This window comes from Rhodococcus sp. PvR099, from assembly GCF_017833315.1.
In the GTDB taxonomy this organism is placed as follows: domain Bacteria; phylum Actinomycetota; class Actinomycetes; order Mycobacteriales; family Mycobacteriaceae; genus Rhodococcus_G; species Rhodococcus_G oryzae.
Genome location: NZ_JAFIBV010000001.1, coordinates 884,742 through 899,983, shown reverse-complemented (window position 1 = coordinate 899,983; position 15,242 = coordinate 884,742). Strand labels below are relative to the sequence as shown.

Annotated in this window: 15 protein-coding genes; 6 read left to right on the top strand and 9 right to left on the bottom strand. The window is 70.3% G+C overall.

Translation table 11 applies throughout. The features are described 5' to 3' along the window. Positions 1 to 13: 13 nt before the first annotated feature. The 3 genes from meaB to mutA are packed head-to-tail and all read right to left on the bottom strand — an operon-like array spanning position 14 to position 5,134. Positions 14 to 1,006, bottom strand: a complete 993-nt coding sequence (gene meaB, locus JOE46_RS04175) for a methylmalonyl Co-A mutase-associated GTPase MeaB (RefSeq protein ID WP_097209812.1) — start codon at positions 1,004 to 1,006, stop codon at positions 14 to 16. After that, positions 996 to 3,254, bottom strand: coding sequence for a methylmalonyl-CoA mutase (gene scpA / locus JOE46_RS04170; RefSeq protein WP_209926347.1), 2,259 nt, complete (start codon positions 3,252 to 3,254; stop codon positions 996 to 998). The genes meaB and scpA overlap by 11 nt, the downstream gene beginning before the upstream one ends. After that, positions 3,251 to 5,134 (bottom strand): methylmalonyl-CoA mutase small subunit, encoded by a 1,884-nt coding sequence (mutA, locus tag JOE46_RS04165; RefSeq protein ID WP_209926345.1) that lies wholly within the window; start codon positions 5,132 to 5,134, stop codon positions 3,251 to 3,253. Before mutA ends, scpA begins: the two co-directional genes overlap by 4 nt. Before the next feature lie 125 nt (positions 5,135 to 5,259). Between mutA and JOE46_RS04160 the strand changes: the two genes are divergently transcribed. The 4 genes from JOE46_RS04160 to JOE46_RS04145 are packed head-to-tail and all read left to right on the top strand — an operon-like array spanning position 5,260 to position 7,935. Then, positions 5,260 to 6,099, top strand: coding sequence for a PaaI family thioesterase (locus tag JOE46_RS04160; RefSeq protein WP_097209815.1), 840 nt, complete (start codon positions 5,260 to 5,262; stop codon positions 6,097 to 6,099). Next, positions 6,080 to 6,757 carry a TVP38/TMEM64 family protein gene (locus JOE46_RS04155; protein WP_209926342.1) on the top strand — a complete coding sequence of 226 codons (678 nt, stop codon included), beginning with the start codon at positions 6,080 to 6,082 and terminating at the stop codon, positions 6,755 to 6,757. The genes JOE46_RS04160 and JOE46_RS04155 overlap by 20 nt, the downstream gene beginning before the upstream one ends. A gap of 60 nt (positions 6,758 to 6,817) precedes the next feature. Then, on the top strand, positions 6,818 to 7,399 hold the full coding sequence (locus JOE46_RS04150; RefSeq protein WP_209926340.1) for a helix-turn-helix domain-containing protein: 582 nt from the start codon (positions 6,818 to 6,820) through the stop codon (positions 7,397 to 7,399). Continuing rightward, the gene (locus JOE46_RS04145) at positions 7,396 to 7,935 is read left to right on the top strand and encodes a hypothetical protein (RefSeq protein ID WP_209926338.1); all 540 of its coding nucleotides are present in this window, start codon (positions 7,396 to 7,398) and stop codon (positions 7,933 to 7,935) included. The genes JOE46_RS04150 and JOE46_RS04145 overlap by 4 nt, the downstream gene beginning before the upstream one ends. A gap of 44 nt (positions 7,936 to 7,979) precedes the next feature. Here JOE46_RS04145 and JOE46_RS04140 read toward each other — a convergent pair whose 3' ends face one another. Next, on the bottom strand, positions 7,980 to 8,954 hold the full coding sequence (locus tag JOE46_RS04140) for a zinc-binding dehydrogenase (protein ID WP_209926336.1): 975 nt from the start codon (positions 8,952 to 8,954) through the stop codon (positions 7,980 to 7,982). Positions 8,955 to 9,042: 88 nt separating this feature from the next. On the opposite strand from JOE46_RS04140, the gene JOE46_RS04135 reads away from it, so the two are divergent. Next, positions 9,043 to 9,633: a TetR/AcrR family transcriptional regulator gene (locus JOE46_RS04135; protein ID WP_097209818.1), complete on the top strand. Its 591-nt coding sequence runs from the start codon at positions 9,043 to 9,045 to the stop codon at positions 9,631 to 9,633. Positions 9,634 to 9,647: 14 nt separating this feature from the next. On the opposite strand, the gene JOE46_RS04130 is transcribed toward JOE46_RS04135, so the two are convergent. The 3 genes from JOE46_RS04130 to JOE46_RS04120 are packed head-to-tail and all read right to left on the bottom strand — an operon-like array spanning position 9,648 to position 12,161. Continuing rightward, positions 9,648 to 10,844 carry an SPFH domain-containing protein gene (locus JOE46_RS04130; RefSeq protein ID WP_097209819.1) on the bottom strand — a complete coding sequence of 399 codons (1,197 nt, stop codon included), beginning with the start codon at positions 10,842 to 10,844 and terminating at the stop codon, positions 9,648 to 9,650. Then, positions 10,845 to 11,276 carry an NfeD family protein gene (locus JOE46_RS04125; RefSeq protein ID WP_097209820.1) on the bottom strand — a complete coding sequence of 144 codons (432 nt, stop codon included), beginning with the start codon at positions 11,274 to 11,276 and terminating at the stop codon, positions 10,845 to 10,847. Positions 11,277 to 11,330: 54 nt separating this feature from the next. Continuing rightward, complete coding sequence (locus JOE46_RS04120) at positions 11,331 to 12,161, bottom strand: DUF3097 domain-containing protein (protein ID WP_257016970.1); 831 nt, start codon at positions 12,159 to 12,161, stop codon at positions 11,331 to 11,333. A 67-nt stretch (positions 12,162 to 12,228) separates the two neighbouring features. Between JOE46_RS04120 and JOE46_RS04115 the strand changes: the two genes are divergently transcribed. Continuing rightward, positions 12,229 to 13,041, top strand: a complete 813-nt coding sequence (locus tag JOE46_RS04115; protein WP_209926334.1) for a hypothetical protein — start codon at positions 12,229 to 12,231, stop codon at positions 13,039 to 13,041. Between the two features lie 7 nt (positions 13,042 to 13,048). Here JOE46_RS04115 and JOE46_RS04110 read toward each other — a convergent pair whose 3' ends face one another. Next, the gene (locus JOE46_RS04110; RefSeq protein WP_097209973.1) at positions 13,049 to 13,939 is read right to left on the bottom strand and encodes a class I SAM-dependent methyltransferase; all 891 of its coding nucleotides are present in this window, start codon (positions 13,937 to 13,939) and stop codon (positions 13,049 to 13,051) included. A gap of 236 nt (positions 13,940 to 14,175) precedes the next feature. After that, entirely contained in the window at positions 14,176 to 15,231 is a 1,056-nt protein-coding gene (locus tag JOE46_RS04105) for a ferrochelatase (RefSeq protein ID WP_209926332.1), read from the bottom strand. Between the last annotated feature and the right edge of the window lie 11 nt (positions 15,232 to 15,242).

The following is a 15,242-nucleotide window of genomic DNA, read 5'->3' as shown; positions in this document are numbered from 1 at the left end:
GGGCGCGCAGCGCCTACTTGTCGAAGGCGTCCAGGATCTGGTGTGCGGCCAGCGCCGCCGTCAGCGAGCCGTCCCGCACCTGCTGCTCGACGTCATGCCGGATCGCCTTGACCTCCGGGTCGGTCTCGAGCCGGCGCAGCAGCTGGTCGTGCACCATCGACCAGGTCCAGTCCACCTGCTGCTGGTGCCGCTTGGCCTCGAGTTCCCCCGCGTCGCCGAGCACCTTGCGATGCCGGAGCACAGTGTCCCAGAACTTGTCCACGCCGTCGTTCTCCAGCGCGCTCATGGTCAGCACCGGCGGCTTCCAGAGCGCGTCGTGCGGGTAGATCAACCGCAACGCGCCCGCGAGCTCGCGTGCGGCGGCCTTCGCCTCGATCGCGTGCTTGCCGTCGGCCTTGTTCACCGTGACGATGTCGGCGAGCTCGAGCACACCCTTCTTGATGCCCTGGAGCTGGTCGCCGGTCCTGGCCAGGGTCAGGAAGGTGAAGGTGTCGACCATGTTCGCCACGGTCACCTCGGACTGACCGACGCCGACGGTCTCGACCAGGATCACGTCGTACCCGGCGGCCTCGAGCAGCACGATGGTCTCGCGGGTCGCCTTCGCGACGCCCCCGAGCGTGCCGGAGGTCGGGGACGGCCGGATGTACGCGTTCGGCTCCACCGACAGGTTCTGCATCCGGGTCTTGTCGCCCAGGATCGAACCGCCGGTGCGGGTCGAGGACGGGTCGACCGCCAGCACCGCCACCTTGTGACCGAGCTCGAGCAGGTGCATGCCGAGCGCCTCGATGGTGGTCGACTTGCCCACCCCCGGGACGCCGGTGATGCCGACGCGGATCGCGCCGCCCGCGTGCGGGAGCAGGCGCAGCAGCAGCTGCTGCGCCTGCTCCCGGTGGTCCGCCCTGGTCGATTCGACCAGGGTGATGGCCTTCGCGAGCTGTGCGCGCTTGTTCGCGAGCACGGCGTCGCCGAGGGCCGTCAGATCGAGGGCGGGCCTGTCAGCTGGCACTCAGATCGTGCCCCAACTGAGCGGCCAGCTTCTCCAGCAGGCCGGTGGCCGCGTCCGCGATCACCGTTCCTGGCGGGAAGATCGCGGCCGCGCCGGCCTGGTACAGCTCGTCGAAATCGCCGGGCGGGATGACGCCGCCGACCACGACCATGATGTCGGGCCGTCCCACCGCGGCGAGCGCCTCCCTGAGCGCGGGCACCAGCGTCAGGTGTCCGGCTGCCAGGGAGGAGACACCGACCACGTGCACGTCGGCGTCGGCGGCCTGGTTGGCCACCTCGTCGGGGGTCTGGAACAGCGGTCCCACGTCGACGTCGAAGCCGAGGTCCGCGAACGCCGTGGCGATCACCTTCTGGCCTCGGTCGTGTCCGTCCTGGCCCATCTTGGCGACCAGGATGCGGGGGCGACGACCCTCCGAGTCGGCGAACTTCTCAACGAGTTCCGTTGCGGTCGCGATGTTCTCCGCCTTTCCGGCCTCGTCCCGGTACACACCACTGATGGTCCGGATCTCGGCCTGGTGACGCCCGTACACCTTCTCCAGCGCGTCGGAGATCTCGCCGACCGTCGCCATGGCGCGGGCCGCGACGACGGCGAGGGCCAGCAGGTTGTTCTCCATGCCGCCCTCGGTGGAGGCTGCGGCCCTGGTGAGCTCGGCGAGCGCGGCCTGCGTCGCGTCCTCGTCCCGCTCCGCCCGCAGTCGCTCGAGCTTGGCGAGCTGCTCGGCGCGCACCTTCGAGTTCTCGACCTTGAGCACCTCGATGCTGTCCGGCTCGTCCGGCACATACTTGTTGACGCCGACCAGCGGCTGGCGGCCGGAGTCGATGCGGGCCTGGGTGCGGGCCGCGGCCTCCTCGATGCGCAGCTTCGGGATGCCCTCGCCGATGGCCTGCGCCATGCCGCCTGCCGCCTCGACCTCGGCGATGTGCGCGCGGGCGCGGTTCGCCAGTTCGTTGGTCAGCCACTCGACATAGTGCGAGCCGCCCCACGGGTCGATCGGCCGCGTGGTGCCCGACTCCTGCTGCAGCAGCAGCTGGGTGTTGCGGGCGATGCGGGCCGAGAAATCGGTCGGCAGCGCGATGGCCTCGTCGAGCGCGTTGGTGTGCAGCGACTGGGTGTGGCCCTGGGTCGCGGCCATCGCCTCGATGCAGGTGCGCGGCACGTTGTTGAACACGTCCTGCGCGGTGAGCGACCAGCCCGAGGTCTGCGAGTGGGTGCGGAGCGAGAGCGACTTGCTGCTCTTGGGATCGAACTTGGCCACCAGTTCGGCCCACAGCAGTCGGCCGGCCCGCAGCTTCGCGACCTCCATGAAGAAGTTCATGCCGATTGCCCAGAAGAAGGACAGTCGCGGCGCGAAGGCATCGATGTCCATGCCCGCGTCGAGCCCGGCCCGGATGTACTCGACACCGTCGGCAAGCGTGTACGCCAGCTCCAGGTCGGCCGTCGCCCCGGCTTCCTGAATGTGATAGCCGGAGATGGAGATCGAGTTGTACTTCGGCATCTCGGCACTGGTGTACGCGAAGATGTCGGAGATGATCCGCATGGATGGCTTGGGCGGGTAGATGTAGGTGTTACGGACCATGAACTCTTTCAGAATGTCGTTCTGAATGGTTCCGGCCAGCTTGTCCGGCGTGACGCCCTGCTCGGCCGCCGCGGCGACGTAGAGCGCGAGGATCGGCAGGACCGCGCCGTTCATGGTCATCGACACCGACACCTGCGACAGGTCGATACCGTCGAAGAGCTGACGCATGTCGAGGATGGAATCGATTGCCACACCGGCCATTCCGACGTCACCCTGGACGCGCGGATGGTCGGAGTCGTAGCCGCGGTGGGTCGCCAGGTCGAAGGCGACTGACAGCCCCTTCTGGCCGGACGCGAGGTTGCGCCGGTAGAAGGCATTCGACTCGGCGGCGGTGGAGAATCCGGCGTACTGGCGGATGGTCCACGGCTGGTTGACGTACATCGTCGGGTAGGGCCCGCGCAGGAACGGGGCCGCACCGGGGAAGCTGTCGAGCGGGTAGCCCTGTGCCTGCGCCGCGTCTCGATCGGCCTGGGTGTAGACCGGCTTGACGTCGATGCCCTCGGGGGTCGACCACACCACCTGATCGGCGGTGTAGTGATTCGCCGCCGCGGCCTCCGCGATATGAGCGGTCGCCTCATCGGCGGTCGGCGCCTGCGGGGCCGGGAAGTCGGGATCCGTCAGCGGCACGTCGGCGAAGCTGCCGATCACGTGCTTGACCTCGCGGGTGGTCATTTCACTCCCAAGGTGTCGAGCAGGTCGGACAGCGCCGACACCGCATCAATACGGGCGGTGAGGAATCCGTCGGGACGGTCCCGGCCTTCCGCCTCGGCAAAGGTCTTCTCCGGACCGGCCAGCAGCACGGTGGTGATGCCCGCCGCGCGCAGCGCGTCCACCGCAGGTACGCCGTCGGCGACGTACCGCTTGTCGGTGCCGCAGAGCACCGCCACGGTGGTGTCCGCCTCGCGCACGATGCCCGCCACGGTCGCGAGGTCGAGGGTGCCCGGGTTCACGGCCTCGATGCCGCCGGACGCGAGCAGGTTCGAGGCGAAGGTGGTGCGGCCGTTGTGCTCGGCCACCGGGCCGAGCGCGGCGAGGAACACCTTCGGCCGGGAACCGTTGTCCGCCAGGTACCGGTCCGAGCGGTCCCGCAGGGCCTCGAAGGCCGCCGCGTAGCGGGCGACGTCGGCCAACGGCGACTCGGCGTCGACCGGAAGCGGCTTCTCGTCGAGGTTCGGGAACTCGTTGACACCCGTCAACGAGGTCTTGCGGTGGGCGATGTCGGACTCACGGGAGGTGCGGGTGGCCGCGACCCGATCGGCGATCAGGCCCGACTCGAGCGCCGCCGCGTAGCCACCGTCGGCCTCGATCTGCTGGAAGAACTCCCACGCCTTCGCCGCGATGGCAACGGTGAGGTCCTCGACATACCAGGAGCCGGCGCTGGGATCGAGCACCCGACCGATGTGGGACTCCTCGAGCAGCAGCAGCTGGGTGTTGCGGGCGATGCGGGCACCGAACGACTTCGACGTCTCCAGCGTGCCCTCGGGCACCGCCACGTCGAAGGGCAGCACGGTCACCGCGTCGGCACCGCCGACACCGGCGCCGAACGCGGCGAGGGTGGTGCGGAGCATGTTCACCCACGGATCACGCTGGGACATCATCGCGGCCGAGGTGACCGCATGCTGCGGCGCACCGCCGAACTCGGAGGCGCCGCAGACCTGCGCGATGCGGGCCCACAGCTGGCGCGCCGCGCGGAACTTCGCGATGGTCTGGAACTGGTCGTCGGTTGCGGCGAACCGGAACTCGACCTGACCGAGGGCGGCCGAGATCGTGATGCCTGCGCCCGTGAGCGCGCGCAGGTACTCCAGCCCGGCCGCGATGGCCGCACCCAGTTCCTCGGCGTCGCTCGCGCCCGCGTTGTGGAATGCGGTGCCGTCGACGGTGATGGCGCGGACCGTCTCGGCCCGACCGGCCGCGGTCCGTGCCAGCGCGACCGCGGTGGCCGGGTCGATGTCGCCGCGACCGGAGAAGGCACTGGTCAGCGGTGCGGCACCGAAGCTGACGGTGACCGCGGAGCGATCCGCGACACCATCGCCCGCGGCGGCGCGCTCGTCGAGCAGGGTGAGCACCGCCTCCGCGGCGGTGACCGTCTCGGCGCCCGCGTCGAGGGTCAGCGGCGCGAGGTCGAGCAGCACCCCGTCCAGGGCCTGCGCGACGGTCGCGGCGGGCAGGTTGTTACCGCCCGCGCTGAGCCAGATCGCGCTGATGCCGTTCTCGAGCCCGTCCAGGATCGTCTGGTTGGCCGCCTTCGGATCCGCTTCGCCCGCACCGAAACTGGCGCTGACGAGCCAGCCGCGGTTCACGTCGCGGTGGGCGTCGCGACCTCGAACGAAGGGGAACACACCTGGGAGGGTGGTTTCGGGGGTCTCGTCGCGCCGGGTGTACAGGGGCGCGACGGTCACACCGTCGTAGGTGGTGGTGTCGAGCAGCCGCTCGGGTTCGGCGGGCATGTCAGCCACATCGACCTTGCGGGCCTTCGCCAGCACCGCGGCCACAGCCTTCTGCCACTTCGCGTAGTCGCGCGCAGCGTCCTCGGCCTGTGAAGCGTGTGACACAGGAGCTTGTGACACGGTGTCTGCTTCCTCTCCATATTCGGACACAGTCATTGTTTCTGTGATGCTAGCCGCACCCTTTCGGCCACTATCGCCTGGATCACCTACCCTTCGGTAACCTCCACGCAATGAGCATTGCGAATGTCCGGACGGGCGCCGAGCGGAAGACGCCACAGGCCCTGTTCCGGGTCAGTCCGGCCACCCGCGACGGCGCGGTGAACCGGATGACGATGGACCTGGGCGCGCCCGAGCCACACGGCAGGACCGCGGCACTCGGGGTGCTGCTCGACGACTGCCTCGGTTTCACCATGTACGAGCGGCGCGGCGACCGGGCCGGGCTGGTCAGCGCCGACCTGTCCGTCGACTTCGTCCGGCCGACCGGCTGGACCGGGCCGCACCTGACCGCCGAGGGCAGGCTCGAGACCCGCGGCGAGGACGGCGCGATGAGTTCGGTGCGGGTGTTCGACGCCGCAGGCGAGCTGGTCGCCACCGGCACCGCCTGGGGCAACTTCGTCGACGGCGTCCAGCAGTCCCGCGACGAACGCCCGCTCGCACCCGCCGACGGATCCGGACCGACGATGACGCCGCTGGAGACGATCGGCGGCACCATCGAACGGACCGACCGCGGCGCACGGCTGACCGTGCCGCCGAACCGGTCGCTCGCCAACGCGCTCGGCGTGATGCACGGCGGCGTGCAGGCCTGCGCGTACGACCTCGCGGGCAACGCCGCCGCGGCCGGGTCGGCGGGCGCCATGGACACCAGTTCCCTGCGGATCAACTTCTTCCGGACCGTGCCGCTGGACCGCCCCGTCGTCTTCGAGGCCGAGGTGCTGCGCGCCGGACGCCGGGTCGCGGTGAGCCGGGTCACCTGCACCGACGCCGACGGCAGGGAGTGCGGGGTCGCGACGGTCACCTGCCGCCGCCCCGCGCCGAGTACTCTTGGCGAACGTGACCAGGCGCCTTCGTGATCCGAAGCTGATCGCCGGGCTGCTGGTCGTCGCGGCGCTGCTGGTCGCTGCACTGCTCGTGCCGCACCCGTCCATCGAGCAGGTTCGGGAGTGGGCGCGGTCCGTCGGCCCCGCATTCCCGCTGGTTTTCTTCGCCGTGCATGCCCTCGTCACGGTCGCCCCGGTCCCCCGCACCGTCTTCACGCTCAGTGCCGGGGTGTTGTTCGGGGCGGCGACCGGAATCCTGATCGCCGTCGCCGCGACCACCGTCAGCGCCGTGCTCGCTCTGCTGCTCGTGCGCGCCGTCGGACGCGACGCGTTCGCCTCGCGGATGACGCACCCGGCGATCCAGGCGATCGACGACCGGCTCGCCCGGCGGGGTTGGCTGGCCGTGGGTTCGCTGCGACTGATCGCCCCGGTTCCGTTCTCGGTCATCAACTACTGCAGCGGCGTGTCGTCGGTCCGGCTCCTGCCCTACATGCTCGCCACCCTGGCCGGAGTGCTGCCCGGCACCATCGGTGTCGTGGTGCTCGGCAACGCCCTCGGTGGCGATACCAACCCGGCCCTGCTCGCCTTCTCCGCGGTCTGCATCGCAATCGGCGTCTTCGGCCTGGTTCTGGATACCCGAATGGGCGTGCCGACCAGGAGCGACAGCGTCGATGTCAAGGCTGCACACTAGATCACGTCTAATCAAGTTATGAACCTTGACGTCATAGGATCCAGTTTCTAGCCTTGATAGATGTTCGTCATGACGGTCGACCAGCGTGGCAGCCGCCGCGACGTCGACCGCGTCGATCCGATCCTGCGCGAGTTCGCCGACGCACCGCTGCTACGCCCCTTCGAGCGCACCGCGGGCGACGAGGTACAGGCGGTGGCGGAGCGGGCCGATGTGGTCGTCGACCTCGCACTCGAACTGGCGACACGCGGGTACTGGAGCGTCGGGATCGGCGTCGGCCCCGTCGAGAGCCCCCTGCCCGCCAGCACCCGAGCCGGACGCGGGCAGGCCTTCGAGGCCGCAAGGGACGCCGTCGATCGCGCCAAGAACCTGCCCGGCTCGGTCGCCGTCACCGGGCCCGACGCCCCCTCCGCCGCCGATGCGGAAACCGCCCTCATGCTGGTGTCCGTCCTCGTGTCGAGGCGGTCCGAGCCGGGTCGGGACGCGGTCGCCGCGATGCGGGAGGGACTCACCCAGGCCGAGGCCGCGGAGCGGCTCGGCATCAGCAAACAGGCCATCTCGCAGCGGTTGGCCGTGGCCGGATGGCAGGCGGAGTGCGCCGGACGCACCCTCGCCCTGCGACTTCTCCAGGAGGCCGCCCGATGACCACGCTCGCCCTGATCCTGCTCGGCCTCGCCGCGGTCGCCCCCGTGGTGCTCGCGAGCGGCCGGATTCGGCTGTGGATCAGCCCGACCATCGCGACGCTCGCCCTCGGCGGCGCCGCGCTCGCCGCCACCGCGACCCGGCCCGTCACGGGATTCGCGCTCGGCGCGACCCTGGTACTCGCCGTCCTGGCCGCTACCACCGGCGGAGCACCGTTGGTACGCGCGGCATTTCGCATCGCCAAGCGTCAGGAGGATGCGGGACCGACGCCCGACACCGCCATGCTCTCTCCTCGCATCGCCGGTGAGGGCCCGCTGCGCGGCGGCCGGATCATCGGCGTGCTCGAGCGCAGCGCCGTCGCGGTGGCGATCCTGGCCGGCTGGCCCGAGGGCCTCGCGATCGTGCTCGCAGTCAAGGGCCTGGCGCGCTACCCGGAACTGCGCGAACCCCATGCGTCCGAACAGTTCATCATCGGCACCTTCACCAGCGTGCTGTGGGCGGTGGCGGTGTGCGGGGTCGCCAAGGCGCTCATCACTTAGACGCTGAAGCACCTAGACACTGAAGCACTCAGACGCTCAAGGACCTAGACCGTCGGCGCCAGGATCACCTTCCCCGTGGCGGCCCGCTTCTCGATCTTCTCGTGCGCCAGCGCGGCGTCGCCGAGTGGAAGGATCGAGTCGACCACGGGTGTGACGGTTCCGGCGGCCGCCCGCTCGAGGATCTCGGTCCTTGCCGCCGCGACACGCCCCAGCCAGGCCGGCCCGCCACAGCCCGCGAGCGTGAGCCCTCGCGGCATCAGGTCCGCGGACCCGATGGCCGCCGGGCGACCACTCAGCAACCCGTAGAACAGCATTCGGCCCGCCAGCGGGGTCATCAGATCCAGCAATTGCGCCGCGGACTCGCCGCCGATCGACTCGAACGCGACGTCGATGGTCGCATCGCCCAGGACGTCGCGCACGCGGCCCGGCCATTCCGGGTCGGAGTGATCGATCACGTCGTCGGCGCCGAACGAGCGCGCCCGGTCGCGCTTGTCGGCTGCCCCTGCGGTCGCGAGGATGCGCGCCGCGCCGAACTCTCCGGCCAACTGCGTCAGGTACGCGCCGACTCCCGTCGCGGCGGCTTCCACGAGCACCACCTCACCGCCCCTCAGGTCAGCGGCACGCAGCAGGGTCAACGCCACCGCACCCGGCACCGCCACCGCGACCGCGTCGGTCAACGACAACCCCTCGGGGACTCGGACGGCCGCGGCGGCCGCGGCCACCACCCGCTCGGCGTAGGCGCCGGTGCCATCGGTCGTCGCGATCACCCGCGCGCCGATCATGCCCCGGTCGACGCCCGCGCCCACCTCGACGACCGTCCCCGCCGCCTCGCCCCCGAAGACGAACGGCGGGACGGCCGGCGACGGGAAGATCCCTGAGCGGAGCTGCGTTTCGGCGAAATGGACCCCGATCGCCTCGGCTCGGATCACCACCTCACCGACCCCGGGCTGCGGTGCGGGCACGTCCCGCTCGACGAGGACCTCGGGCCCACCGACCGATGTCATTACTATTGCCCGCATCGACACTCCCTAATTTGACCGCCGGTCCAGTTGTCGGACGAGAGTCACGTTATGGACCGAAGGTCAACTTGTCAACGGAGGTACACGGGTGGGTAGCGGATCAACGCGGGAGCGCAGCGACGCCGCCCGAAATCGGCGCGCGATTCTCGATGCGGCCAGTGAGCTCCTGAGCGAGTTCGGCGCCGAGAACGTCTCGATCGAGCAGATCGCCGCGGCGGCAGGCGTCGGCAAGGGAACCGTCTTCCACCGGTTCGGTAGCCGCGCCGGGCTGATGAAGGCCCTGGTCCTCGAGCGCGCGCACAACCTGCGCGACGCGGTCGTGAGCGGCGAGCCGCCGCTGGGACCCGGCGCGCCCGCAGCCGACAGACTGCTCGCGTACTTCGACGCGATGTTCCGACTGGTCGCGGACAACGTCGAGCTGATGATCGCCTACGACGACGCCACCCCCGACGCGCACACCGAGGCGATTCACGGATTCTGGTACGGGCACATCGCCGCTCTGCTCGCGGATGCCCGACCAGATCTCGACGCCGAGGCAGTGGCCCCGGTCCTGCTGGCAGCCATCAACCCCGACATGGTGCTCCACTACGTCCGCGACGGCGAGACCGAGCGTCTCGCGGCCGCCGTCCTCAGCGTCGTCGAATCGGTCGTCGGTCGACCCGCACCCACGCCGACCTGAGCGACCGCATCCGGCTACGCGGGCGGCAGCTGCCCACCCGGATCCGCCGGGCCCGCGGGCAGCTCGCCCGACTCGTGACGCTGCGGCTCGAGCTGGTGCTCGGGCACCAGTGAGGTGTCGACTGGTTGGCGCGCAACGGCTTCCGCCGCCGCGACCGCGCGCGCGACGGTCGGGTCCGCCTTCATCTCGAACCAGTCGGCGACCTCCGCCGAATCGTCCTCCGGCTTGGGCAGGTCCTCCTGGACCTGGCTCGGCTCGTAGCGGAACACCCCGTCCTCCCCCGGCGCCCCGAGGGTCCGCGCGAAGCCCTTCAGCGCATCCCCGAAGTCGCTCGGCACCAGCCACACCTTGTTCGCGTCGCCTTGTGCCATCTGCGGCAGTGTCTGAAGATACTGGTACGCAAGCAGTTCCGGTGTCGGCTTGCCTGCCTTGATGGCCGCGAAGACCTTCTCGATCGCCTTCGCCTGGCCCTGCGCCTGCAGGTACTTCGCGGCCCGCTCACCCTGCGCACGCAGGATGCGGGACTGTCGCTCGCCCTCCGCGCTGAGGATCGACGCCTGCTTGGCACCCTCGGCCGCGAGGATCCGTGACTGCTTGTCGCCCTCCGCGGTCTTGATGGCGGATTCGCGGTGCCCCTCGGCGGTGAGGATCATCGCCCGCTTCTCGCGGTCCGCCTTCATCTGCTTCTCCATCGACTCCTGGATCGACGGCGGCGGGTCGATGCTCTTGAGCTCGACGCGGGCGACGCGCAGGCCCCAGCGGCCGGTGGCCTCGTCCAGCACCCCGCGGAGCTGCCCGTTGATCGAATCGCGGGAGGTCAGCGTCTCCTCGAGGGTCATGCCGCCGACCACATTGCGCAGCGTCGTGGTGGTCAGCTGCTCCACGCCGACGATGTAGTTGTTGATCTCGTACACCGCGGCCTGCGGGTTGGTCACCTGGAAGTAGACGACGGTGTCGATGTTCAGGGTCAGGTTGTCCTGGGTGATCACCGGCTGCGGCGGGAAGGACACCACCCGCTCGCGCAGGTCGACCTTGGCCCGGATCCTGTCCACGAACGGCACCAGGAAGGTGAGCTGGCCGGACACCGTCCTCGCGTAGCGGCCGAGCCGCTCGATGACGGCCGCCTCCGCCTGCGGGACCAGGGCGACCGACTTCGCCACCACGATCACCACCAGCAGCACGATCACGGCCAGAACGATCAATGCGGCCATTTAGGGCCCCCTCCATACGACGGCGGTCGCGCCGTCAATCTCCATCACGGTCACGGTCGTTCCTGGCGGATACACCTCGGAGCTGTCGAGCGGGCGGGCGGTCCACACCTCGCCCGCGAGCTTGATCTGGCCCGCGTGCTCGGCAACCTCCTCGAGCACCAGTGCATGCTTACCCGCAAGCGCCTCGACATTGGTGGGTACCAGCGGCGGCTTCGCGAAGCGGCGCAGCAACGCGGGCCGCACCCCGAGGACGAGTGCGAGCGAGACCACACCGAACACGACGGCGTCGACCCACACCGGCCAGTCGGTCACCGCGCTGACCCCGGCCGCGGCAAAGGCGCCGCCGGCCAACATCAGCAGGAAGAAATCCCCCGACAATGCCTCGGCCGCGGCCAGCAAAACTCCTGCTATCAGCCAGACAAGTGCTGCCACAACACCATCTAACCAGAGTTCCCCGCGAGTGCGGCCCGGGAAGCGACCGCGGGATCAGTCCGTGGCGGTGACGAAGTCGACCAGCCGCTCGACCGCGCCGATCAGCGGCGACTCCAGGTCGCGGAAGCTGGACACGGCGCCGTAGACGCGGCGCCACCCGTCCTGTGGGGTCCCCCAGCCCAGCTCGCGGCAGATTCCCGTCTTCCAGTCCTGCCCGCGCGGGATCTTCGGCCACGCCGCGATGCCGACCGCCTTGGGCCGCACCGCCTCCCACACGTCGATGTACGGATGACCGGTGACCAGCACGTGCGGTCCGACGTTCTGTGTCATCCGGGACTCCTTCGAGCCCTCGACCAGATGGTCGGCGAGCACGCCGACCCGCCGTCCCGGTCCCGGCCGGAACTCGGCCAGCCGGTCGGCGAGATTGTCGAGCCCCTCCAGGTGCTCGACCACGACGCCCTCGACCCGCAGGTCATGGCCCCAGACCCGCTCGACGAGCGCGGCGTCGTGGATGCCCTCCACCCAGATCCGGCTCGGCAGCGCGGTGCGGGCCTTCAGCCCCTCCACCCGGGTCGATCCGGACGCGGACCTGGTGGCCGCCGCCGGCTTCTTCGCGGCGGTCGGCCGCACCAGGGTCACCGGCTTGCCGTCGATCAGGAAGGCAGCCTCGCGCATGGCGAACAGTCGCGTCTGGCGTCGAGAGTCCTCGAGGCGCACGTAGTCGCCGTCGTACGTCTTCTCCATGCCGACCACCGCGCCGCAGTAGCCGGTCGCCGAGTCCTCGACCACGAGCCCCTTGTCCGCGGGGACCTTCGGGTACTCCGGCCGTCGGCTACGGGTGTGACCGGAGAAGATGTTTCCGCCGTACATGTCGCGTGCACTCACGGTCGACAACGCTAGGACACCGATTCGGTTGGTCGCCGCCCGCCACGCCGACCTATGCTGGAATACCGTGTCCTGTCCCAGCACCACCCTGACCATGTGGGCCGCGTCCTGGCTCGCGGGGGCCAGCTCCCCCGACGACGTCATCGACGCCGTCCAGTCCTGGGCGCCCATGCACCTGGTCGGGGCCGGCGACGCGGAGGTCGCGCTGCGCCTGGACCTGCCGTGGCCGCAACTCCAGGACAACGGACCGATCGTGCTGATGCGGATCGCCCGCACGCTGAGCGCCGAGGACCCGGACACCCAGCTCACCCTTGTGTTGCCCGCGCCGGGCGATGTCCGCGGGCTGCCCACGGGTACCGACTTCGCCGCGGCCGCCATCCACGCCGAGGAGGGCATCCTTGTCGGTGCCCCCGGCCAGCCGGGGGCCGGCATCGTGCCGACCGTGGAGGGGCCGGATGTGCTGCGCTGGACGGTTTTCCCGGTGCCGGTCATCCCGCAGCCCGTCGAACAGATGGGGCTGGGCGAGGCGGAGTTCGAGATGCGCAGCGCTGTCCGCGACGCCGCCGACACTCTCGCCTCGATGCGCGGCGGGTTCGCCGCCGACGACCGCGACCCGCGCGCCCGCGTCGCCGAGGCGCTCGAGGAGTTCTCGTACCACAGCTACCCCGAATCGACCCCCGATCGCGCGCTGCGCATCTTCGACACCGCCGACCAGGTGGCCGCGATCCTCACCGTCGCGGGCGAAACCGGACTCCGAGCGCAGACCGCCGCGGGCGTGGCGGCACGCGAGGAGACCCTCCGGCCGCTCTGGTCGACGATCCGGGCGGCCCGCCTGGGTGCGGTCGCCGCGACCGTGCGAGCAGCCAGGCCGCGGGTGTAGCCGGCCGCTATTTCGTGGCCGTCAGGTACGCGGGAGTCCGCGCCAGGTCCGCGAGGTCGTCGGGAAGATCCGGGACCTCCACACCGTAGGCCGCGGTGAGTTCGACCGGGCTGAACCGCCGCACGGTCCAGCCGTGGTCGGTCAACCACTGCGCCGGGTCGGCCCGTTCGTCGTCGTAGAACAGTGACGCGATATCGATGTCGTCCAACTGCTTGTCCCCGAAGTACTTGTCCCGCAATGCAAGGAACCGTTTCACGTCCGTCCCGGCACCGAATCCGTCGAGGGCGATCCGGCTGCCAGCAGCAGAGAGCCCGTCGATCCGCTCGAAGAGCGCATCGTGCGCGGCGCCGGGGAGATACGGCAGCAGGCCCTCGGCCGACCACGCACACGGCCGGCCGGGGTCGAATCCCCCGGCCTCCAGTGCGGTCGGCCAGTCCTCGCGCAGGTCGACGGCGACTGGCCTGCGGTCGACCTTCGGCCGGGCGCCGTGCGCGGCGAGCACGCCGGATTTGAAAGCCAGCACCTTCGGCTGGTCGACCTCGAAAACCGCCACGTCCGGCGCCCAGTCCAGTCGGTAGGCCCGCGCGTCCAGTCCGGCCGCGACGATCACCGCCTGCGCCACCCCGTCGGCGGACGCCGCGGTGAAGTACTCGTCGAAGAATCGGGTCCGCACACCCATGAAGCCAGGAAAGAAGAACGGCATCTTCTCGAGGGGGGACGGGTCGGCCAGCAGCCGGGTGAAGTGCTCGTCACCGGCCGCCTCCACGAACCAGCGCGCGAATCCGTCCGTGATCAGCGGATCGGGACGTTCCGATTCCAGCGCCCGGAAGGTCGCCACCCCCAATGCGGTGCGGCCCACGCTGCTCACGATGTCCCAGGTGTCTCCGTCGGTACGCATCAGCACCATCGCCTCTCCAGGTTCCGACGGTCCGAACACTACGCCGGTGTTCGCCGGCCCGACACCGTCGACGAGGTACGTCGACAACCTGCCGGGCCGAGGAGGAGGATCCTCGGTGATCAGTTCCGCGTCCTACAGCTGACCCCGCCCTGGTCGGCCTGCTCCATCTGTTTCGGCATCGGCATCGTCGACACCTCCAGGCTCGGCGAAGGGCTATCTCCGCCTGATCCGAGCGGTCAGCGCCGCGGCCTGCGCGGCGGCTCGCAGCACGCCACCGCACACAGGGCGCCGTTCGCGCCCGCCCCGTACAGCGGTTCCGATCCGAGCCGCTGCGGGGCGGCGCCGTCCGACTGCTCCCGCACCAGCGCCGAAACCAGCTGCGCGAAGCGCGGATCGGTGCCCGGCGTGCCGACCCGGACGTAACCAAGCCCGAGCTCGGCGGCCCTGTCCCTGGCCTCGGTGTCCAGGTCCCAGATCACCTCGAGGTGATCGGAGACGAAGCCCACCGGGCACACGATCACTGCCTCGGTGCCCGCCGCGGCCAGCGCGTCGAGGTGATCACAGATGTCGGGCTCGAGCCACGGGATCTGCGGCGGACCCGACCGCGACTGCCAGACCAGGTCGAACTCCTCGACACCGACTGCATCCGCGCACAACCGGGCGGCCTCGGCCACCTGGCGGCTGTAGAGCCGGCCGCCGTCGGCGGGCGGACCAGCCGAGGCGTCGGCGGAGACGGGGATGGAGTGCGCGGTGAACACGAGCCGGGCCCCGGCGCGCCGGTCCGCGGGGAGCTGCTCGCGGGCCGCGACTATCGCCTCGGCGAACGCGGCGATGAGCAGGGGGTGGTCGTAGTACTGGCGCAACTTCACCAGCGCGGGCGCCCCGTCGCCGACCGCGGACCTCGCCCGCTCGATGTCCTCGTGATACTGCCGGCAGCCGGAGTAGCCGCCCCACGCGGAGGTGGGGAACACCAGTGCCGAGCGGACACCGTCGTCGCGCATGCGAGCGACGGTGTCCTCGACCATCGGATGCCAGTTGCGGTTGCCGAAGTAGATCGGCAATTCGATTCCCGCACCAGTGAACTCGGACTCCACCGCGGCGATGATGTCGCGGTTGAGCCGATTGATCGGCGACACCCCACCGAAGTGCAGGTAGTGCTCGACCACCTCGTCGAGGCGCTCGGGCGGCACTCCCCTGCCCCTGGTCACGTTCTCCAGGAACGGGCGGACGTCGTCGGGCTTCTCGGGTCCGCCGAAGGAGAGCAGCAGCAGGGCATCGAACTCGGTGGTCATGGTGAGAGAGC